The 19,336-nt window shown below is 62.2% G+C and carries 19 protein-coding genes; 10 read left to right on the forward strand and 9 right to left on the reverse strand.

Annotated elements, in window-relative coordinates:
- The 3 genes from BMZ91_RS15975 to BMZ91_RS15985 all read right to left on the reverse strand — a co-directional run bounded on the left by BMZ91_RS15975 (window position 1) and on the right by BMZ91_RS15985 (window position 1,911).
- The gene (locus BMZ91_RS15975) at window positions 1-831 is read right to left on the reverse strand and encodes an arginyltransferase (protein WP_092841047.1); all 831 of its coding nucleotides are present in this window, start codon (window positions 829-831) and stop codon (window positions 1-3) included.
- Between the two features lie 78 nt (window positions 832-909).
- Window positions 910-1,359, reverse strand: a complete 450-nt coding sequence (locus tag BMZ91_RS15980; RefSeq protein ID WP_092841195.1) for an RDD family protein — start codon at window positions 1,357-1,359, stop codon at window positions 910-912.
- 81 nt (window positions 1,360-1,440) lie between these two features.
- Window positions 1,441-1,911 carry a YbaK/EbsC family protein gene (locus tag BMZ91_RS15985; RefSeq protein WP_092841049.1) on the reverse strand — a complete coding sequence of 157 codons (471 nt, stop codon included), beginning with the start codon at window positions 1,909-1,911 and terminating at the stop codon, window positions 1,441-1,443.
- A 79-nt stretch (window positions 1,912-1,990) separates the two neighbouring features.
- Here BMZ91_RS15985 and BMZ91_RS15990 point away from each other — a divergent pair, with 79 nt between their 5' ends.
- The 5 genes from BMZ91_RS15990 to BMZ91_RS16010 all read left to right on the forward strand — a co-directional run bounded on the left by BMZ91_RS15990 (window position 1,991) and on the right by BMZ91_RS16010 (window position 7,627).
- The gene (locus BMZ91_RS15990; protein ID WP_092841051.1) at window positions 1,991-4,777 is read left to right on the forward strand and encodes a [protein-PII] uridylyltransferase family protein; all 2,787 of its coding nucleotides are present in this window, start codon (window positions 1,991-1,993) and stop codon (window positions 4,775-4,777) included.
- 3 nt (window positions 4,778-4,780) lie between these two features.
- Entirely contained in the window at window positions 4,781-5,053 is a 273-nt protein-coding gene (locus tag BMZ91_RS15995) for a hypothetical protein (protein WP_092841053.1), read from the forward strand.
- Between the two features lie 154 nt (window positions 5,054-5,207).
- Window positions 5,208-5,843, forward strand: coding sequence for a DUF6778 family protein (locus BMZ91_RS16000; RefSeq protein WP_177193896.1), 636 nt, complete (start codon window positions 5,208-5,210; stop codon window positions 5,841-5,843).
- 45 nt (window positions 5,844-5,888) lie between these two features.
- Window positions 5,889-7,085 carry an RSP_2647 family RNA methyltransferase gene (locus tag BMZ91_RS16005; RefSeq protein WP_092841055.1) on the forward strand — a complete coding sequence of 399 codons (1,197 nt, stop codon included), beginning with the start codon at window positions 5,889-5,891 and terminating at the stop codon, window positions 7,083-7,085.
- Window positions 7,082-7,627 (forward strand): RSP_2648 family PIN domain-containing protein, encoded by a 546-nt coding sequence (locus tag BMZ91_RS16010; RefSeq protein WP_092841057.1) that lies wholly within the window; start codon window positions 7,082-7,084, stop codon window positions 7,625-7,627. The genes BMZ91_RS16005 and BMZ91_RS16010 overlap by 4 nt, the downstream gene beginning before the upstream one ends.
- Window positions 7,628-7,693: 66 nt before the next feature.
- Here the strand turns inward: BMZ91_RS16010 and BMZ91_RS16015 are convergent, their stop codons facing one another.
- From BMZ91_RS16015 to BMZ91_RS16030, 4 genes are all read right to left on the reverse strand, one after another.
- Window positions 7,694-8,878, reverse strand: a complete 1,185-nt coding sequence (locus BMZ91_RS16015; protein ID WP_092841060.1) for a vWA domain-containing protein — start codon at window positions 8,876-8,878, stop codon at window positions 7,694-7,696.
- Between the two features lie 7 nt (window positions 8,879-8,885).
- Entirely contained in the window at window positions 8,886-9,053 is a 168-nt protein-coding gene (locus tag BMZ91_RS21525) for a hypothetical protein (RefSeq protein ID WP_092841062.1), read from the reverse strand.
- A gap of 3 nt (window positions 9,054-9,056) precedes the next feature.
- A complete protein-coding gene (locus BMZ91_RS16025) occupies window positions 9,057-10,424 on the reverse strand; it encodes a DUF2927 domain-containing protein (RefSeq protein WP_092841064.1) in 1,368 nt (455 codons plus the stop codon).
- Window positions 10,425-10,706: 282 nt separating this feature from the next.
- A complete protein-coding gene (locus tag BMZ91_RS16030; RefSeq protein WP_092841066.1) occupies window positions 10,707-11,546 on the reverse strand; it encodes an AAA family ATPase in 840 nt (279 codons plus the stop codon).
- Window positions 11,547-11,704: 158 nt separating this feature from the next.
- Here BMZ91_RS16030 and dksA point away from each other — a divergent pair, with 158 nt between their 5' ends.
- From dksA to BMZ91_RS16045, 3 genes are all read left to right on the forward strand, one after another.
- Complete coding sequence (gene dksA, locus BMZ91_RS16035) at window positions 11,705-12,160, forward strand: RNA polymerase-binding protein DksA (protein ID WP_092841068.1); 456 nt, start codon at window positions 11,705-11,707, stop codon at window positions 12,158-12,160.
- 89 nt (window positions 12,161-12,249) lie between these two features.
- On the forward strand, window positions 12,250-13,422 hold the full coding sequence (locus tag BMZ91_RS16040; protein WP_092841199.1) for an FAD-dependent monooxygenase: 1,173 nt from the start codon (window positions 12,250-12,252) through the stop codon (window positions 13,420-13,422).
- A gap of 135 nt (window positions 13,423-13,557) precedes the next feature.
- On the forward strand, window positions 13,558-14,478 hold the full coding sequence (locus BMZ91_RS16045; RefSeq protein ID WP_143076366.1) for a porin: 921 nt from the start codon (window positions 13,558-13,560) through the stop codon (window positions 14,476-14,478).
- A 455-nt stretch (window positions 14,479-14,933) separates the two neighbouring features.
- Here BMZ91_RS16045 and xth read toward each other — a convergent pair whose 3' ends face one another.
- A complete protein-coding gene (gene xth, locus BMZ91_RS16050) occupies window positions 14,934-15,716 on the reverse strand; it encodes an exodeoxyribonuclease III (protein ID WP_092841071.1) in 783 nt (260 codons plus the stop codon).
- A gap of 149 nt (window positions 15,717-15,865) precedes the next feature.
- Entirely contained in the window at window positions 15,866-16,189 is a 324-nt protein-coding gene (locus tag BMZ91_RS16055; RefSeq protein ID WP_092841073.1) for a HesB/IscA family protein, read from the reverse strand.
- 79 nt (window positions 16,190-16,268) lie between these two features.
- On the opposite strand from BMZ91_RS16055, the gene BMZ91_RS16060 reads away from it, so the two are divergent.
- Together BMZ91_RS16060 and BMZ91_RS16065 are read left to right on the forward strand one after the other, a co-directional pair.
- Window positions 16,269-17,438 (forward strand): deoxyguanosinetriphosphate triphosphohydrolase, encoded by a 1,170-nt coding sequence (locus tag BMZ91_RS16060; protein WP_092841201.1) that lies wholly within the window; start codon window positions 16,269-16,271, stop codon window positions 17,436-17,438.
- 5 nt (window positions 17,439-17,443) lie between these two features.
- The gene (locus BMZ91_RS16065) at window positions 17,444-19,261 is read left to right on the forward strand and encodes a cation:proton antiporter (protein WP_092841075.1); all 1,818 of its coding nucleotides are present in this window, start codon (window positions 17,444-17,446) and stop codon (window positions 19,259-19,261) included.
- Window positions 19,262-19,336: the final 75 nt, after the last annotated feature.

Genomic DNA, 19,336 nt, shown 5'->3' on the forward strand with positions numbered 1-19,336 from the left:
TCAGACGGTCTTGGGCCGCAACGGGCGCCCATCGGGCAATGAGATATTGGCCACCTGCTCTGCAATCGGATCATTCACTTGCGGATTTGCATGGGCGCTATAATCTTCTGGCGCGCGCATCCTCTGCCATTCGTTGCCGGCATAGACCTCAAGACCGGAAAACCCGGCCTTATAGCCCATCTTGTCGCTGCCGGGCACCCAATAGCCGAGGTAGACATAGGGCAGGTCGTTTTCGCGGGCGATCTGGATGTGATCGAGAATCACATAGGTGCCAAGCGACGCATTCTGCATCTCGGGCTCGTAGAACGAATAGACCATGCTGACCCCGTCATCGAGGATATCGGTCAGACACACCGCCGCAAGATCACCAGAGGTCGCATCGGTATATTCAACCACGCGGGTGCGAATGGGGGTTTCTTCGACCATGGCCGCAAATTCGAAGGTATCCATATCCGCCATCCCGCCGGTGGCGTGGCGGGTTTCAAGGTAACGGCGAAACAGCGCGTATTGCTCTTCGGTGGCCCAGGGCGATGTCGCCCGTCGCGTCAGGCCGCTGTTGCGCCGCGCGGTCTTGCGCTGGCTTTTGCTTGGCGTGAATTCGGCCACATTGATGCGCGCCGAGAGGCACGCGGCACAATCGGCACAGGACGGACGATAAAGAACGTTCTGCGAGCGCCGGAACCCTTGCTTGGAAAGCCCATCATTCAACCGCTGCGCGCCGTCGCCCTGAAGCGCGGTGAATAGCTTGCGCTCCATCCGCCCCGCCAGATAGGGGCAGGGTTGCGGCGCCGTCACATAAAACTGGGGCGCGATGGGAAGAGTGTGACGCATGTATTCCGTGGTCCGGCTTGATATGGCCTGACGATAACAATGATCTAGCGCCCCGCCAAGTGGGTTCTCGTGCGCGGGTTACGTGGCGGCGCGGCGGTTGATTGCGACGGTTCCCAGCACGCGATCGCTTAGCCCCTGCGCACGCGCGGATGTCAGCATCAAAACGATGGAAATCACCTGCAACAGCGGCAGCATGAACGACAGGGTCAGACCGAAGGTATGCAAAAAGGCCATGCCCAGATCAAACCGCTCGCCCGTCGCGGTGCGAAATTCGATCGCCGTAAGGCGCATGCCCCAGGTGGCCGAGCCGCGCGCAATCGTCACCACCCGGTAGGCAAAGCCGACCACCGCCATCAGCAGCGGGAAAAAGAACAATCCGGTAAAGGCGGTGAAGGGCACGATGACAAGGCTGATCGCGATGATCACCACCGTGTCGACCACAAAGGCAAGCAGGCGCTTGGTGGGCACATCGGCATAAAATTCGGGCTGTGTCGCGGGATTGGGCAGGTGCCAGCTTATGTCGCTCATATCGGCCATACGGGTCCTTCAAGGGATGGTGATGGGCTTAAGGTTGGCATCCGGCGGGGCGTTTGCAAGAGGGCGGGGCGCTCAGTCGGCGCTAAAGCGGCCAAGCTCGGCCCCCGAAATCCGCAACAGGATGTCCGGCGCAATGGCGAAAAGATGGCGTGGCGTACCGGCCGCCGCCCAGACCATGTCAAACGCCATCAGGCGCGGATCAAAGAAGGCGCGCGGCGGCGTCAGGTGGCCAACCGGCGACACACCGCCAATGGCAAAGCCGGTCTGCGCGCGGATCAGCGCCGCATCGGCCTTGCCGAGTGGTTCGCCCGCAAGCGTACTGGCGCGCGCGCCATCCACCTGGTTGCCACCTGCGGTCACGAACAAAAGCGCCGCGCCGCTGGTTTGGCCGCGAAAGATGATCGACTTGGCGATCTGATCAATCGCACAGCCGACCAGATCGGCCGCCATTTGCGCCGTGGTTGCATTGCCGGTCTCGACCGGCTCGATCTCAAGACCCGCCTCGACAAGCGCGCGGCGCACACGTTTCAGGCTTTTGCTCATAATCCTCCCCCGGTTTTTTCACAGTATTCCAACTCTGTCTGCCATTGACCAGCCCCGCGCGCCTTGTATCACTAAGCCGATGAATTTCATTGACCGCATCACCCGTTCGCCCCGCGCCTATGATCCCGTAGAAGGGGATGAGGCGCGCGCCGCCTTGCCCGACCTGCCAGAGCCCCTGGGCGATCTGATTGCCGGGGCAGGCGGCTCAAGCCCGTTTCTGAAATCGCTGATCCTGCGCGAGGGCGATTGGATCAGCTCCGCGTTCGATGACCCCGAAGCGGCGCTTGACCGACTGTTTTCGGGGTTGCGCGAGGCGCCCGGCGAGGCGCTTGGCGATGCTCTGCGTCAGGGCAAGCGGCGCGTGGCGCTGTTGACGGGCCTCGCCGATCTGGCCGGTGTCTGGCCGCTTGAGATGGTCACCGGGCACCTGACCGACTTTGCCGATCTTGCCTGTGATCTCGCCCTCAAGGCCGCTGTCGGCGCCGAAATCCGCCGTGGCAAGCTTCCGGGGATGAGCGAGGCGGATATCGAGACGGCGGGCGGCATGGTGGTGCTGGCCATGGGAAAGATGGGCGCGCATGAGCTTAACTATAGCTCGGATATCGACCTGATCTGCCTGTTTGACGAGGGCCGCTTTGAGCCGGATGACTATCACGAGGCGCGCGCGTCCTTTGTGCGTGCGACCCGGAAGATGGCGGCGATGCTGAACGATCGCACCGCCGAGGGCTATGTCTTCCGCACCGATCTGCGGCTGCGCCCCGATCCCGGCGTGACGCCGGTCTGTCTGGCGATGACCGCCGCCGAAACCTATTACGAAAGCCTGGGGCGCACATGGGAGCGCGCGGCCTATATCAAGGCGCGGCCCTGCGCGGGCGACATTGCGGCAGGGCTGCGGTTTCTGGCCACGCTCAAGCCGTTCGTCTGGCGCAAACATCTGGATTTCGCGGCGATTGAGGATGCCCATAACATGCGTCTGCGCATCCGCGAGCATAAGGGTCTTGGCGGCGCGCTTTGCCTTTTGGGCCACAACATGAAGCTTGGCCGGGGCGGCATTCGCGAGATCGAGTTCTTCACCCAGACCCGGCAATTGATCGCAGGCGGGCGCGACGCCGATCTGCGGCTGCGTGGCACGATTGAGGGGCTGGCGGCCCTGGCGCAAAAAGGCTGGGTGCCGCAAGAGGCCGTGGACCTTTTGACCGAAAATTACCGGTTTCACCGCGAGGTCGAGCACCGGTTGCAGATGCTGCGCGATGCCCAGACCCATGTCTTGCCCGGCTCAGACGCGGAATTTGACCGCCTTGCCGCCTTTATGGGACGCGAGAGCGATGAGCTTGGCGCCGAGATTTTGCGCCGACTGAATGCGGTGCACGATCTGATCGAGGAATTTTTCAAGCCCGAAGAGACGCCAGAGGCCACCGACGCCGCCGAGGCGCTTGACGGTGAGGTGATCGCCCGCTGGCCCAGCTATCCGGCGCTGCGCTCGGCCCGCGCGGTCGAGATCTTCCGGCGCCTCAAGCCCGATATTCTGGCCCGGCTTGCGCGCACCGCGAACCCGACCGAGGCGCTTTTGGCCTTTGACGGCTTTATGGCGGGCCTGCCTGCGGGGGTGCAGGTGTTTTCGCTGTTCGAGGCCAACCCTCAGCTGATTGATCTGCTGGTCGATATTGTCGGCATTGCGCCTGCGCTTGCGGCGCATCTGTCACGCAATGCAGATGTGTTCGACGCGGTGATCGCGGGCGATTTCTTTGCGCCCTGGCCGGGACAGGCGGCGCTTGAGGCAGAGCTTTCGGCGCGCCTTGGCCCCGAGGCCGATTACGAGCGCGCGCTTGATGCGCTGCGCCGCTGGCGCAAGGAATGGCATTTCCGCATCGGGGTGCATCATCTGCGCGGGCTCTGTGACGCCGAGGCCGCCGCCGCACAATACGCCGATCTCGCGCGGGCGGTGATCACCGGGGTCTGGCCGTTGGTGATGGAGCAGTTCAGCGCCAAGCATGGCGCCCCGCCGGGGCGCGGCGCGGTGGTGCTTGGCATGGGATCGCTCGGGGCGTCGCGGCTTAATGCGGGGTCCGATCTTGATCTGATCGTGATCTATGACGCGGGCGATGTCGAGGGATCTGATGGGCGCCGCCCGCTGGCCGCGCGGCCCTATTACGCGCGCCTGACGCAGGCGATGATCACCGCGCTGAGTGCGCCGATGGCCGAAGGGCGCCTGTACGAGGTCGATATGCGCCTGCGCCCCTCGGGCAATCAGGGGCCGGTCGCCACAAGCTGGCCGTCGTTTCAGGAGTATCAGAAAACCGATGCCTGGGTCTGGGAGCATCTGGCGCTGACCCGCGCGCAGGTGCTTGCGGGCGAGCCGGGCCTCGCGCGCGATGTCGAGACGTTTCGCCAGACCCTTTTGCGCGACAAGGGCGAGCCCGAGGCGGTGTTGGCGCAACTGATCGAGATGCGGGGCCGCATCGCATCCGCCAAGGCGCCCGCAGGCCCCTGGGATGCCAAGCTTGGCCCCGGCCGCCTGATGGAGCTTGAGTTGATTGCTCAGGCCGGCACACTGATGGCGGGGCAGGGCGCGCGCGATGTCGCCTCGGGCTTTGACGGGGGTGTCGCAATCGGCTGGCTGGATGACGCTGACAGGGATGCATTGGAACGCGCCTATGCGCTTTGTTGGCAGGTACAGATGGTGGCGCGGCTGATCAGCGACAAACCGCTTGATCCGGCCCTGATGGGCGAGGGCGGCGCGGCGTTCCTTTTGCGCGAAACCGGCGAGGAGGATTTGCCGGGGCTTGAGGCCCACCTTGGGGCGAGGTGTAAACGGGCCGCCGGTGTGATCGACGCAGCGCTTGAGCGGCTGCCAAAGAAGGTGTGACAGATGCAGCGCGACCCGCTTGACCCCAAACGCCTTATCCGCGAGGCCTATCGCATCGAGGGTATCGTTATCGCCGAATGCCGCTCGATCTTTCTGGATTGGGCACTGTCCTTGCCCGATGGTCAGGACACACAGGCCGCGATTGGGGTCATGATTGCGCGCTATGCGCCCGACAACCCCGAGCACCCGATGACCGAGGTGCTGAGGGACGGCACCCGCGCCATCTCCGTCCCGCGCCGCCGGGGCGGATGGCGGTCACGGCCACGCGAAAGCTGACCCCACAGCAGCAAGATGCTCCGCATCATTTGCGGCAGAACGGACTGCGGCAGCCTCAGAAGCATCATGCTATTGCACCGAATTTGTCTAAAATGTGCCTCAATTCTCCAGCACCCTCAAATGCAACAAAGGGTATCATCCCGTGGAGAGAGACATGACATATTTTCGTTTGATCGGCGCTCTGTTGCTTGGTTTTGGCCTGTCGGCCTGCGCCTCGGGTGACACAGCCACCCGCAACGCGCCGCTGGAAAGCCCGGTCCTGCAAGCCGCGCCGCTTTCGCTTGATATCAAAGCCGTGCATGTTTCGGTGCCCAAATCCCTGAGGGTATCAGAGGCAAACCGCTATTACCCCGGTGGCGACATCGTCTGGCGCGAAGATCCGCTTGGTGATCGTCACGCACAGGTCAAGGCGATCTTTGAAGCGGGCCTGAACAAGGGCGTCGCAGAGATGGATCACGGCACCGTTCCGGCGGTCCTTGATGTCATCGTCACCCGTTTTCACGCCCTGAGCGAAAAAGCGCGTTACACAATCGGCGGTGTGCATGCGGTGCAGTTCAAATTCATCCTGCGCAACCCGGAAACCGGCGAAGCCTACGGCGAGCCGAGATTCGTCAAGGCCGACTTCAAGGCCTATGGTGGCCAGCATGCGATCAATGCCGAGCGCAAGGGCCTGACCCAAAAGGCGCGCATCACCCATCAGATTTCCGAAGTGATCCGCGAGGAACTTCAGGGTCCCGGTGGCCATCACGCCGAGGCGACCGGTCTGATCGGTGCTTTGAACCAGCTCTGATCTTTTCCCTTTTCCAATCCATCACAAACCGCGTAAGGGGACAGTATGACACTGTCCCCTTATCCCGTTATCCGCCTCCTGCCCAAAGTGCACGCCCGCGCAATCCGCCACGGCGCGCCCTGGGTTTTTGACAACGAGCTTGTGACCGACCGGCGCACGCGCGCCCTTGCCCCCGGCACCATCGCCGTGCTTGAGGACGGCAATCGAGAGCCTCTGGGCCTTGTCGCCGTTAGCCCGGCCTCGAAGATCATGGCGCGCATGCTGGATCGTGATGCCACCGCGCGGGTCGATCATGAGTGGCTGCGCACGCGGCTTGCGCGCGCCCATGCGATGCGCGAGCGGATTTACGACACGCCGCACTATCGCCTGATCCATGCCGAGGCCGATGGCCTTCCGGGGATCGTGATCGACCGATTTGGCGATATCGCCGTCATTCAACCCAATGCCGCCTGGGCCGAGGGGGTGCTGCCGGATCTGGTGGCGGCGCTTGTCGAGGTGACCGGCGTCACCACCGTTCTGAAAAACGCCTCGGGGCGCGCGCGCGTCCTTGAGGGGCTTGACGAAGAGCATGCCGTTTTGCTCGGGCAGGCGCCCGAGGCCCCGGTCGCGGTGCCGATGAATGGCGCGATCTATATGGCCGATCTGACCGGCGGGCAGAAAACCGGCCTGTTCTTTGATCAGCGCCCCAATCATGCCTTTGCCTCCCGTCTGGCCAAGGGCGCGCGGGTGCTGGACGTTTTTGCCCATGTCGGGGGCTTTGCTCTGGCGGCATTGGCGGCGGGGGCCGAGCATGCTTTGGCGGTTGATGGCTCTGAGCCCGCGCTGACGCTGGCGGCGCAGGGCGCGTTGCAGATGGGCATGCAGGACCGGTTTGAAACCCGCAAGGGCGATGCCTTTGACGTGCTCACCGCGCTTGGCGAAGAGGGGGCACGGTTTGACGTGGTGATCTGTGATCCGCCCGCCTTTGCCCCCAACAAGAAGTCGCTTGAGGCGGGGCTGCGCGCTTATGAGCGGGTGGCCAGGCTTGCGGCCGGACTTGTGGCGCCGGATGGCTTTCTGGGCGTCTGTTCGTGCTCGCATGCCGCCGACCTCTCGAAATTTCGCGCCGCATCGAGCCGTGGCATTGGCCGGGCCGGGCGCGCCGGGCCGCTGATCCACACCGGCTATGCCGGGCCGGATCATCCGCTGCACCCGCAGCTTGCCGAAAGCGGCTATCTGAAGGCGCTGTTCTATCGCCTATGAAGGTGTTGCTTGATACCTGCGTGATCTATCCCACCGTCATGCGCCAGATGCTGTTGGGGGTGGCCGGGGCCGGGGCGTTTACCCCGCTCTGGTCGGCGCGCATCATCGCGGAGTGGCAACATGCGGCGGCCAGGCTTGGCCCCGAGGGCCTTGCCCAGGCAGAGAGCGAGGCGGTGATGATGGCCGCCAATTGGCCCGGCGCGCAGGTCACCTATGCGCCCTCGCTTAAGGCGCGGCTTTGGCTGCCGGACCCGACCGATACCCATGTTCTGGCGGCCGCGATTGCGGGCTCGGCCGATGGGATCATCACCCTCAATGCCCGAGATTTCCCGCGCAATATTCTGGCTGAAGAGGGCCTGTGGCGCGCCGATCCCGATAGCTTTCTGCATGGCATATGGGTGGCACAGCCGGGCCTTGTCAGCGATGTTGCCGACCGCGTTCTGGCCGAGGCGATCCGCCTGTCCAACGCCAACTGGGAGATGCGACCGCTGTTGAAAAAGGCGCGTCTGCCGCGTCTGGCCAAGGCGCTCTCGACCGTCTGAGGCGGGGCCTGGCGGATGCGTGGCGCTATTGAGTATTTTTGCCAAGAAGAAGCTATTGGCGTGTTTCTAGCGGACCAGATCGCGCATGCCGCTATCGAGGCCTTCAAGCGTCATCGGCACCATCCGATCCTCGAAGATATCGCGGATCATGCCGATCGAATGGGTGTAATCCCACTGATTGCGCGGCACCGGGTTGATCCAGAGATTGCCCGGCCATTGCGCGCGCGCCCGCTCTAGCCAGACCTGACCGGATTCGGCATTCCAATGCTCATTGGCGCCTCCCGGATAGGCGATTTCATAGGGGGACATGCTGGCGTCGCCCACAAAAATGCATTTGTAATCGGATCCATAGGTGCGCAGCACCTCTTGCGTCTGGATCTGGGCATCCCAGCGGCGGCGATTGTCGCGCCAGACGCCCTCATAGAGGCAATTGTGAAAGTAATAATATTCCAGATGCTTGAATTCGGCGCGCGCCGCGCTGAACAGCTCTTCGACCACCTTGATATGCGGATCCATCGAGCCGCCGACATCAAGAAACAACAGCACCTTGACCGCATTGCGCCGCTCGGGGCGGGTCTTGACGTCAAGATAGCCATGCTCGGCGGTGGCGCGGATCGTGCCATCCATGTCAAGCTCGTCCGCCGCGCCGTCGCGGGCCCATCGGCGCAGGCGTTTGAGAGCGACCTTGATGTTGCGCGTGCCCAGCTCGACATTGTCGTCGAGGTTGCGAAATTCGCGCTTGTCCCAGACCTTGACCGCGCGCTGGTGGCGCGATTTGTCCTGACCGATGCGCACACCTTCGGGGTTGTAGCCATAGGCGCCAAACGGGCTTGTGCCGGCGGTGCCGATCCATTTGCTGCCGCCCTGATGGCGGCCCTGCTGTTCCTTGAGACGCTCCCTGAGCGTTTCCATAAGCTTGTCAAAGCCGCCAAGCGCCTCGATCTCGGCGCGCTCTTCGGCGCTCAGATGCTTTTCGGCGAGCTTTTCAAGCCATTCCTCTGGCAGATCGACAGCGCTCAGAACGTCGTCGGCGTTGATCGTTTCGAGCCCGTCGAAACTGGCGGCAAAAGCGCGGTCAAAGCGGTCGATCAGGCGCTCGTCCTTGACCATGGCGCTGCGCGCGAGATAATAGAACCCCTCGACGTCATAGGTGACAAGCCCGGCAAGCATCGCTTCCAGAAAGGTCAGATATTCGCGCAGCGAGACCGGCAGGCCGGCTTTTCTGAGGTTTTCGAAGAATGGCAGGAACATCGCGCTTTTAAAGGGCGTTGCGGTGAATGATCAAGGTCACGAACAGGCCGACAAGCGCGAACATAAGCGCATAGACAAAGCCATATTGCAGGATATCGGCCAGCTTGCCCTTGCGCCGCCGCGCCAGAAGCGCGCCTGTGACAGCGCCCAGAATTGCCCCGAAAATAACGATCATATCTTACCCGTTCGGTCCTTTTAACGGGCTGAGCGCGCTTACTTCTCTCAGCTTGGCACGCACCGCCCAATCTGCGCCATAGCCGTATCGTGCCCAACCCAGACTGTCCAGTCGAATGCTGCGCGCCTCTGCGACCCGCCCGCTCAGGTCAAGCGCCTCGGCGCGCAACATCATCAGCGTGGCCAAAAGCGCGGCGTTTTCATAGCGTTCTGCGGTGCCAAGGTGGGGCCCAAGCAGCATGAGCGCATCTTCGCCGCGCCCCTGGCTGATGGCATAGGCGGCAAGTTGCGCGGCGCTGTAGGCGCGGTGAAGATCGGTGCCGGGATTGCGTTTGTAATATTGTTCGGCGGCAACGAACTGATCCTGGGCGAAATCCGGGTCGCTGGCCTGGGTCAGGCGACCAAGTGCAAAGTGGCTGAATGCGCGGCGGTGGTCGGTCCAGCCGACGGCCCTGGCAATGCGCAGCGCATCCTGGGCGGCCGCGCGACGCTGATTGGGGCGGCTTCCCGGCCCAAGGGCGGTCTGGATTGCCTCGATCCAGGCGCGCGGGGTCGAGCCGGCAAAGCGCGGGGCGACATGATCGCCACTGGGGTGCAGCCGCGACAGAATGCCGGGCAGGCGGGCCTCAACTTCGCGGCGCGACATGCCGCTCTTCAATTCCGGCGCGTAATAGGCACGCAGGATCAGCATATCAAAGCCGGTCAGAACCGCATGCACATTGTCGTCGTTGAACACGCTGTCGTTCAGGCGGTAAAGATCGTTGAGCGGCCCAAGCGCCTGTGCCAATTCCTCGTGCAGGCAATCGCGCACCTCTTGCGGGCTTGAATCGTTGGGCACGAAAATGGCGATTTTCTTACGTTCTTTAAGCTGGCTCCAATCGGTCAGGCGGGTGTTGCGCGCCGCCCGGTATTGCGAGAGGCGAGAGATATTGGGCACCACGAAACAGGCCGCCTTGGGCAGGCTGCGGCGAATATCATCGCGACTTACCGCCTCGATCGTGATATTGGCACCGCTGTCATTGACGCGGCTGATGTTTATCCCGGCCTCAGTGCGCAGCCGGTGCAACAGGCGGTTGAGGTCGGGGATAAGGGTGATCGGGGCTTGGCCGGTGACCTGCACCGTGATCGGCCCTTCAAAGCGCGACAGATGTTGCAGCATCCGACCGGATTCAAGCTGAAAGCTGAGATCAAGGAAATCGCGCTGAATGTCGCGGTTCGAGCGTTGCGGCGGCAGGGGACGCGGCGCCGAGAACGACTTCATCGGCGGCATGGTGCTTTCCTGCTGCATCGCGGCGCGGGTCGGCATTTCGTTGTATCGCCCCGGCACACAGGCGCCAAGCAGCAGACAAATTGGCAAAATTACACGACGCATCAGGCCCCCGAAATTCTTTCTATCATCAATAGACCCTTCGCCACAGATGCGAGGGGCCAAACATCGGTTTGGTCGAGCAAGCATAGGCGTGATCGCTTTGGGATCAAATCACACCTTGGTGCTGCCACGGCCATGGCCGGGTCAGGGGGAGAATTGATGCTCATCCTGTTCTGGGTAAGGAGCGTTTACGGCAAAACTGTGGCAAATGAAATTCAGGCGTGCGGAACCGGTGTTTCGAGGCCCTGATTCCTGCCCCGAAACAGCCGGTCCCAAAGCCGCAGGTCAACGCTGACGTCGCGCCATGAAGGCCAGCCGTTCAAACAGATGCACATCCTGTTCGTTCTTGAGCAGCGCCCCATGCAGCTTGGGCAAGGCATTGGCCCCGTCGCGGCGCAGATCCTCAGGGCTCAGGTCTTCGGCGAGGATCAGCTTGAGCCAATCCAGCACCTCGGAGGTCGAGGGTTTTTTCTTGAGACCGGGCTGTTCGCGCAGCTCGAAAAACTGGGTCAGGGCGGCGGTAAGCAGCGCATCCTTGATGCCCGGATGATGCACCTCGACGATCTTGCGCATCGTGTCGGCATCGGGAAAGCGGATGTAGTGGAAAAAACAGCGCCGCAAAAACGCATCCGGCAGCTCTTTTTCATTGTTCGAGGTGATGATGATCACCGGACGGTTGCGCGCCTTGATGGTTTCGCCGGTTTCATAGACGTGAAACTCCATCTGATCGAGTTCCTGCAACAGGTCATTGGGAAACTCGATATCTGCCTTGTCGATCTCATCAATCAGCAAAACCACCTTGTCGTCAGAGGCAAACGCCTCCCAGAGCTTGCCGCGCCTGATATAATTCTTCACATCATGCACGCGCGCGTCGCCAAGCTGGCTGTCGCGCAACCGGCTTACGGCATCGTATTCATAAAGGCCCTGCTGCGCCTTGGTGGTCGATTTGATATTCCACTCGATCAGACGCATGCCAAGCGAGTGCGCCACCTGACGGGCCAGCTCTGTTTTGCCGGTGCCGGGTTCGCCCTTGACCAACAGCGGGCGCTCAAGCGTTACGGCGGCATTGACCGCCACGGTTAGATCATCGGTGGCGACATAGGCGTCGGTGCCTTCAAATTTCATCGTTTTTTTCGTCCTTTTTGCGGCGGTTGGGGCCAGTCATTCGGGACACCCTAGATTGTCCGACAAATCACATCAATGGCGTGTGATTGCCTAGTGACAATCCGTCAAGGCGGGTGTAGATCACCGCGCAGGGGCGCCACCTGTCTTAGGAGATTATCATGCCTGACATTGGCCTTGCTGAGGGGAGCACCATGAAAGCAGAGGTATTTCTGCCCGAAGATTATCGGCCGGCTGAAACCGAGCCGTTTATGAATGACCGCCAGACAGAATATTTTCGCCGCAAGCTTCTGGCATGGCGCGAAGATCTTCTTGAAGGCAGCCGCGAAACGATCGAAGGCCTTCAGGATGGCACCCGTGCCATCCCCGATGTGGCCGATCGCGCAAGCGAAGAAACCGACCGCGCGCTTGAGTTGCGCACGCGGGATCGTCAGCGCAAGCTTGTATCCAAAATCGACGCGGCGTTGCGCCGGATTGATCAGGGCGAATATGGCTATTGTGAAGTGACCGGCGAACCGATCAGCCTCAAGCGGCTAGATGCACGCCCGATCGCCACCATGAGCCTTGAGGCGCAAGAGCGCCACGAGCGCCGCGAAAAAGTTCACCGCGACGACTAGGGCCGGGGGCGCCGCGGCGCACAGAGGATTTTCACGAAATGGCGCGTCGGGGCTTTATCCCCGGCGCGTTTCGGTTCAAAGGGGGCCTTATGGGGTTGGACAGACTCAACATAACGGTCATCGGGGCCGGTATCGGCGGTCTCGCCGTGGCGCGCGCATGTGCCCTGCGCGGGGCTGATGTGACGGTGCTTGAACAGGCCGCTGAAATTTCCGAGGTCGGGGCCGGTCTTCAGATAAGCCCCAATGGCTTTGCGGTTTTGCGTGCGCTCGGTCTTGGGGACGCGCTGCGCCGGAGGGCGGTTCAGGCCAAGGCGGTCAGCCTGCGTGATTACCGCAGCCACGAGGTGGTGCGCCTTGATCTCGGGGCGCTGGAAAACGGCGATTACTACTTCATTCACCGGGCCGATCTTATCGAGATTCTGGCGGCGGGCGCGCGGGCGGCGGGTGTGAAGATCCGGCTTTTGCAAAAGGTATCCGGCGTCACCCCCGGCGCACGTCCAAAGGTAGAGCTGGCCAATGGCGCAACGCTCGTTTCGGATCTGGTGATCGGCGCCGACGGGCTGCATTCGCGCGCCCGCGTCGCGCTCAATGGGACATCGGCGCCGTTCTTCACCCGTCAGGTAGCCTGGCGCACGACGATCCCCAATCCCGGCGGGCGCGGGCCCGAGGCACGCGTTCACATGGGGCCGATGCGCCATGTGGTCAGCTATCCGTTGCGCGACAGCACGCTTTTGAACATCGTCGCGGTGCAGGAAAAGGCCGCCTGGGCCGCCGAAAGCTGGAGTCAGAAAGACGATCCCGATGCCCTGCGCGCCGCCTTTGGCGATTTCTGCCCCGAGGTGCGCGCCATGCTTGACGCGGTACAGGAGGTGCATCTCTGGGGTTTGTTCCGCCACCCGGTCGCAGCGGTCTGGCAGGCGGGCAATGTCGCGCTTTTGGGCGATGCGGCGCATCCGACGCTGCCGTTCATGGCGCAGGGGGCGTCAATGGCGCTTGAGGATGGCTGGGTTCTGGCCGATGCGCTATCGGCGCGCGCGGATGTACCAGAGGCACTTGCCCGCTATCAGACCCGCCGCGAGGCCCGCGTGCGCCGGGTGGTCGAGGCTGCCAATCGCAACGCCTGGAAATACCACCTGTCTTTCCCGCCGCTACGTTGGGCCGCCCATACCGCTTTGCGCGCTGGTGGGGCCCTGGCGCCCATCCGGATGATGCGTCAGTTCGACTGGCTTTACGGCCATGACGTGACGCAAATCCCGGCGTAATCCGCCCGGAGAAGACAGGTCACTTATACGTGTGAACGCCGTAAATACTTCCCTTTGCAGCTGCGTCTGCATTGCTTTTTGCGCGCGGATTCGTCACAAGGAGGGAACAATAAAAAAAGCCATGAGGAGCGGTCTATGTCTATGAAATCAAATATGATCATGGGGGCTGCGCTTGCTGCTATGCCCCTTGCCGTCTGTGCGCAGGACGCGGGCGGTGCATTTACCCTTGGATACGGCGCCTCGTCGGTCTCGGGGCCGGCGGGCGATCTCTCGACCCTGTCACTGGACGGGGTTGGCAACATTGCCTTGAACAACAGTTTCAACATCGGCTTTTACGGCTCGTTCAAGAACGTGGACGAAGACCGCACAAGCAACGATCTGTCTGCCTCTGACTTTGGTCTAACCCTGAACTATCAGTTTTTGAACGGCGTGGTCGTCGGCGGCTATCTTGATTATGCAAACCTGGATTTCGGCTCATTTTCCCGCGATCTCGATGCCACTTCATATGGTGGGTCGCTCGGGTATGTGAACGATACATTCGGCGCCGAGGGCTTTCTTGGCATGACCGAAACCTCGCCTGATCTGGCGCCGGGGGTGGATTGGGTCGATTACGGCCTGAACCTGCGGTACGTGGTCTCGCCGCAAGCCCGCATTGGCGGTCACGTGATGCGCAGCGATGTGTCCGGTCCCGGCCCCGATCTTGAGATCGACTCGTATGGCATCGGCGGCGATTATGGCTTTGGCAACGGCTGGTCCGGCTTTGGCGGGCTGAGCTATGTTGATTTTAACACCGGCGGTATTGATGCCACGACCTTTGGGGTTGGTGTCGGCTATGACCTGCAACAGATCAGCCGCCTGCCGGCCGCCGTCTCGCTTGAACTGTCGCGCACCGATCTGAGCGCGCCCGGCGCAAACACCGATGTGGATACCCTTCGCCTGAGCGTGACCCTGCCGCTTGGCAACCGCCCAAGCACGACGCCTTTGAACAGCGTCAGCCGCTCTGCGATGGCCCCGCGTCACAACGCGCTCTCAACGCTGGTTGATTCAGCGTTCTGAGTGATCGTCAGGGCAGGGGACATGCCACCTGTCGGGTAAAACAAACAAAAGGCGCGCCGTTAGATCGACGCGCCTTTTGGCTTGTGTGCGGGAGGGTAAATGACCACTTCGAGCCCAAGGTGACTGTTATCCCCGCCCGGAATCAAGGGCGTAGCCCGCCGGGCAGAGCACGACCGCCCCATGGGCGGGCTCTTTTGCGGCGTTGAACTCAGGACAGAACGCGGCAAGCTGTGGCACCATATAAATGCCCGTCAAAACTGTTGCACATGCCCACCCGCGGTCGCGCTCTGCCCAACTTGATCAACGGCAGCTCCGTCCGCATATCTGTTGTTGATGCATATCGGAGGGGCCACAGGGATGGTCGACTGAGCTATCAACGAATATAACCCACCAGGTGGGCAATGACTGACGGTAATGCCGTCCCTGTCGCAGGCGTCACGGGCGCTATGATTGTCTCAGGCGTCCAGCGTGATCCAGATCGGCACGTGATCCGACGGCTTTTCGCGCGCCCGGATATCCTTGTCGATCTGACAATCGGTCAAAAGATCGGCGGCCTGCGGGCTTAGCAGGAAGTGGTCAATGCGAATGCCGTCATTCTTGTTCCACGCGCCGGCCTGATAATCCCAGAAGGTATAATGCCCCGGCCCCTGCGTGCGGGCGCGAAACGCCTCGGTAAAGCCAATGTTCAGGATGCGGCGAAACGCGGCGCGGCTCTCGGGCAGGGCAAGCGCATCCTTGCGCCAGGCCTCTGGGCGGGCGGCGTCCTCATCCTGGGGGATGATGTTGTAATCGCCCGCCATCACCACCGGTTCCTCGCTGGCCAGGAGGCCCTGCGCGCGGGCGCGCAGCCGTTCCATCCAGGCCAGTTTATAGTCATATTTCGGCCCCGGCGCCGGGTTGCCATTGGGCAGATATAGCCCGCAGACCCGCACCGCCGTCTTGTCGCCCATCACCGTCGCCTCGATCCAGCGGGCCTGTTCATCCTCCGGGTCGCCCGGCAAGCCGCGACTGACATCCTCAAGCGGGAGCTTGGACAGGATCGCTACCCCGTTGAACCCCTTTTGACCGTGGGTTTCGACGTTATAGCCCCGGTCCTCGAAGATCTCGCGCGGAAAATTTTCGTCGACGGATTTGATTTCTTGCAACAGGGCGACATCCGGCTCGGCCTCATCAAGCCAGGCGGGCAGGGCCTCGATCCGGGCCTTGATCCCGTTGATGTTGAAGCTGGCGATTTTCATGGGTGCTCCCCTGTCTGCTTTGCCCCTCTATCGCCCAGTGCCGGGCGGCTGACAAGCGGATTGCTGCGGTCAGAGCGCCCCATACGCGCGGCGCGCACGCCAGAGCGCGACAAGCGGCTTGGTTTAGCTTTGTCCTTCAGGATGTTGATTTACATCGAGAAAGAAACACCACAGCCGCAAGAGCTGCTGGCATTCGGATTCTCGATCACAAAGCGTGCGCCGATCAGTTCTTCGCTGAAATCAATCGTGGCACCCGCCAGAAACGGCAATGACACGCTATCGACCACCACTTTCTGACCCTGGCCTTCAAGCACAAGATCATCCGCGCCGGGCTGATCCAGCTTGATGTCATACTGAAACCCGGAACAGCCGCCGCCCTCAACCGCGATGCGAAGTGCGCTGCCCTGCTGATCCGCACCGATTTCGGCGAGGCGGGCAAAGGCGCGTTGGGTCACTTTCGGGGGCAGGTTCATTTTGGTCTCCGGGCTGGTATTAGACATCTCTTACAGGGCAATATATGGACGACAGGAACTGTCGACAAGGATACTCATGATGACGGCCTGCTACGCCTCTGATCCGGCCCAGACTCGTGGCCGCCTTGTCACTGAGGAGGAAAGCGCGTTTCGCTCGCCGTTTCAGCGCGATCGCGACCGGATCATCCATTCCAGCGCCTTTCGCCGCCTCAAGCATAAAACCCAGGTGTTTGTCGAACATGAGGGCGATTATTTCCGCACCCGCCTGACCCATTCGATCGAGGTGGCACAGGTTGCGCGCACGATTTCGGGCGCGCTTGGCCTCAATGGCGAGCTGACCGAGGCGGTGGCGCTTGCCCATGACCTTGGCCACACGCCCTTTGGCCATGCGGGTGAGGATACGCTGGATGCGTTGATGAAACCCTATGGCGGCTTTGATCACAACGCCCAGGCTCTGCGTATCGTCACCACTCTGGAACGCCATTACGCCGAATTTGACGGGCTCAACCTCACCTGGGAGACGCTGGAAGGGATTGCCAAGCACAACGGCCCGGTGACCGGGCCGCTGCCCTATGCCCTGGCCGAATATAATGCGCGCCATGACCTTGAGCTTGACACCCATGCCAATGCCGAGGCGCAGGTGGCGGCGCTGTCGGATGATATCGCCTATAACAATCACGATCTGCATGACGGGTTGCGCGCAGGTTTGTTTGACGATGATGAAATCGCTGCCTTGCCAATCGTGGGGACCTGTTATGGCGAGGTTGACCGGCTCTATCCCGGTCTTGATGCCACGCGCCGCCGTCATGAGGCCCTGCGCCGGGTGTTTGGCGTGATGGTCGGTGATGTGATCGAGCATTCGCGCGCCGAGCTGGCCCGCGCCGCGCCCGCAAGTGCTGCCGAGGTGCGCCATCTGGGCCGCGCGGTGATCCGCTTTTCGCCCGCTCTCTGGGCCGATCTGCAACAGATCCGCAAGTTTCTCTATGCCCGGATGTATCGCGCGCCCTCGGTCAACGAGATGCGCAAGCAGGTCCATGGCGTTGTCAGTGACCTGTTTCCGTTTTATCTGGAACAGCCGCGCTATCTTCCGCCGGAATGGCGCGATGACGTGGCGCGGGCCACCGACAAGACGGCCCTGGCGCGGCTGGTGAGTGATTATATCGCAGGGATGACCGACCGGTTTGCCCTTGAACAGCACGCCCGTTTGTTGGGCGGTCCGGGTGGCCCCGGCGAGCGAGGGAGAGACTAGCGATCATGGCAATCGAATCGCAGGCCGGGGCCTTGTCGCCGGTGATGGTGTTTGCGCTCGTGGGCGCCCTGGGGGTCGGGGCGCAATGGCTGGCCTGGCGGTTGCGCATGCCGGCCATCGTGTTGATGCTTCTGGCGGGGCTTGCGGTCGGGCCGGGGCTTGGCCTGTTTGATCCGGCGCGCGACATTGGCCCCCTGATGGGCCCGATGGTGGCGATTGCGGTGGCGATCATCCTGTTCGAGGGCGGTCTGACCCTCAATATCCAGAGCCTGCGCGGCGCCGCCGAAGGCGTCTGGCGGCTGGTGCTGATCGGCGCGCCAGTGGGCTGGCTTGGCTCGACGCTGGCGTTGCATTACGCCGCCGGGCTTGGCTGGGGCGTCGCGGCGGTGTTTGGCGGCATCATGATCGTCACCGGCCCGACGGTGATTGCGCCGCTCCTGCGTCAGGCGCGCCTGGCCCGGCGCCCGGCGCAACTCTTGCAATGGGAGGCCATCGTCAACGATCCTGTCGGCGCGCTCGCTGCCGTTCTGGCGTTCGAGGTCGTGCTGGTGCTCAACACCTCGGAAACCGCCGTTTCGGCGGTCTGGGCAATGGCGCGCGGCATCACCATCGCGGTGGCGCTCGGGCTGGCGGCGGGCTGGGGGCTGTCGCGGGTGTTTCGCGATGGCAAAGTCCCCGAATACATGAAAGTGCCGGTGCTTTTCGCCGTTTTGCTGGGGGTTTTTGCCCTTTCAGACACGGTTTTGCATGAAAGCGGGCTTTTGACCGTCACGATGATGGGGGTCTATATCGCCAATGCCAACCTGCCAAGCTATGCCGAGCTGCGCCGTTTCAAGGAGCATGCGACGGTCCTGCTGGTTTCGGGGGTGTTCATCCTTCTGGCGGCCTCGATGAATATGGAGGCGCTTGCGCTTCTGGACGCGCGCGCCGCGCTTTTCGTGGTGGTGACGATCCTTCTGGTGCGCCCTTTGACAGTGCTGCTTTCGCTGATCGGAACAAAACTGCCACTCAACGAGCGCCTTTTGGTGGCCTTCACTGGCCCGCGCGGCGTGGTTCTTGTGGCGGTGGCGGGGCTGTTTGGCGAACGCCTTGTGGCGCTTGGCTTTGAGGATGCGGCGCGGCTGACGCCGCTGGCCTTTGCGCTGGTGGCGGCGACGGTGGTGTTGCACGGCTTTTCGCTGCGCCCGATGGGGCAGCTTCTGGGCCTTGCCGGACAGGGCACGCCGGGGGTCATCATCACCGGGGGCTCGCAATTTGCCACCTCGCTTGGCAAAGCGCTTCAGGCGCTTGAGGTGCCGGTCCTGATCAGCGATCCGAACCGCAGCCATCTGCGCAGCGCGCGCGAGGCCGGCGTGCCGACGTTCTTTGGCGATATCCTCTCCGAGGCGGCCGAACACGGGGTCGAGATCATGAATTTCGGCCGCATTCTCGCGATCAGTGACAATGACGCCTATAACACGCTGGTCGCGACCGACCTTGCCCCGGAATTTGGCCGTGACAACGTCTTTCAGCTTAAGCGCGCCAAACAGGAATATGCCCGCCATGCCCTGCCGGCCAGTCTTGGCGGGCGCATCATTCTCGGCGATCTGGGGTATAACGCGCTTGCCCGACGCATGACCGAGGGCTGGAGCGTGCGCACCACCACACTGAGCGACAGCTATGGTTTTGACGACTGGCAAGCCGACAACCCCGATGCGGTGGTCGTGGCGGAGTTTCACAGTTCAGGCGCGCTGTCGTTCATCACCGACGAGACCAAGCCAAAATGGGCCGCGGGGCACCGGGTTCTGGCGCTTTCTCCGCCACGCAAGGAAAAACCGGCTTAACCAAATGGCAAAGTTGAACGGATACTGTCAGAGTGTTAACGATTGCGCGTTAGGGGTTCTGAGGTGGTAATTTAA

This window comes from Roseovarius lutimaris, assembly GCF_900115165.1.
Classification (GTDB): domain Bacteria; phylum Pseudomonadota; class Alphaproteobacteria; order Rhodobacterales; family Rhodobacteraceae; genus Roseovarius; species Roseovarius lutimaris.

Excerpts from the sequence above, each read along its gene's own strand:
- BMZ91_RS15975 (WP_092841047.1), bottom strand. The coding sequence starts at position 831 with ATGCGTCACACTCTTCCCATCGCGCCCCAGTTTTATGTGACGGCGCCG.
- BMZ91_RS15980 (WP_092841195.1), bottom strand. The coding sequence starts at position 1,359 with ATGAGCGACATAAGCTGGCACCTGCCCAATCCCGCGACACAGCCCGAA.
- BMZ91_RS15985 (WP_092841049.1), bottom strand. The coding sequence starts at position 1,911 with ATGAGCAAAAGCCTGAAACGTGTGCGCCGCGCGCTTGTCGAGGCGGGT.
- BMZ91_RS15990 (WP_092841051.1), top strand. The coding sequence starts at position 1,991 with ATGAATTTCATTGACCGCATCACCCGTTCGCCCCGCGCCTATGATCCC.
- BMZ91_RS15995 (WP_092841053.1), top strand. The coding sequence starts at position 4,781 with ATGCAGCGCGACCCGCTTGACCCCAAACGCCTTATCCGCGAGGCCTAT.
- BMZ91_RS16000 (WP_177193896.1), top strand. The coding sequence starts at position 5,208 with ATGACATATTTTCGTTTGATCGGCGCTCTGTTGCTTGGTTTTGGCCTG.
- BMZ91_RS16005 (WP_092841055.1), top strand. The coding sequence starts at position 5,889 with ATGACACTGTCCCCTTATCCCGTTATCCGCCTCCTGCCCAAAGTGCAC.
- BMZ91_RS16010 (WP_092841057.1), top strand. The coding sequence starts at position 7,082 with ATGAAGGTGTTGCTTGATACCTGCGTGATCTATCCCACCGTCATGCGC.
- BMZ91_RS16015 (WP_092841060.1), bottom strand. The coding sequence starts at position 8,878 with ATGTTCCTGCCATTCTTCGAAAACCTCAGAAAAGCCGGCCTGCCGGTC.
- BMZ91_RS21525 (WP_092841062.1), bottom strand. The coding sequence starts at position 9,053 with ATGATCGTTATTTTCGGGGCAATTCTGGGCGCTGTCACAGGCGCGCTT.
- BMZ91_RS16025 (WP_092841064.1), bottom strand. The coding sequence starts at position 10,424 with ATGCGTCGTGTAATTTTGCCAATTTGTCTGCTGCTTGGCGCCTGTGTG.
- BMZ91_RS16030 (WP_092841066.1), bottom strand. The coding sequence starts at position 11,546 with ATGAAATTTGAAGGCACCGACGCCTATGTCGCCACCGATGATCTAACC.
- dksA (WP_092841068.1), top strand. The coding sequence starts at position 11,705 with ATGCCTGACATTGGCCTTGCTGAGGGGAGCACCATGAAAGCAGAGGTA.
- BMZ91_RS16040 (WP_092841199.1), top strand. The coding sequence starts at position 12,250 with ATGGGGTTGGACAGACTCAACATAACGGTCATCGGGGCCGGTATCGGC.
- BMZ91_RS16045 (WP_143076366.1), top strand. The coding sequence starts at position 13,558 with ATGTCTATGAAATCAAATATGATCATGGGGGCTGCGCTTGCTGCTATG.
- xth (WP_092841071.1), bottom strand. The coding sequence starts at position 15,716 with ATGAAAATCGCCAGCTTCAACATCAACGGGATCAAGGCCCGGATCGAG.
- BMZ91_RS16055 (WP_092841073.1), bottom strand. The coding sequence starts at position 16,189 with ATGAACCTGCCCCCGAAAGTGACCCAACGCGCCTTTGCCCGCCTCGCC.
- BMZ91_RS16060 (WP_092841201.1), top strand. The coding sequence starts at position 16,269 with ATGACGGCCTGCTACGCCTCTGATCCGGCCCAGACTCGTGGCCGCCTT.
- BMZ91_RS16065 (WP_092841075.1), top strand. The coding sequence starts at position 17,444 with ATGGCAATCGAATCGCAGGCCGGGGCCTTGTCGCCGGTGATGGTGTTT.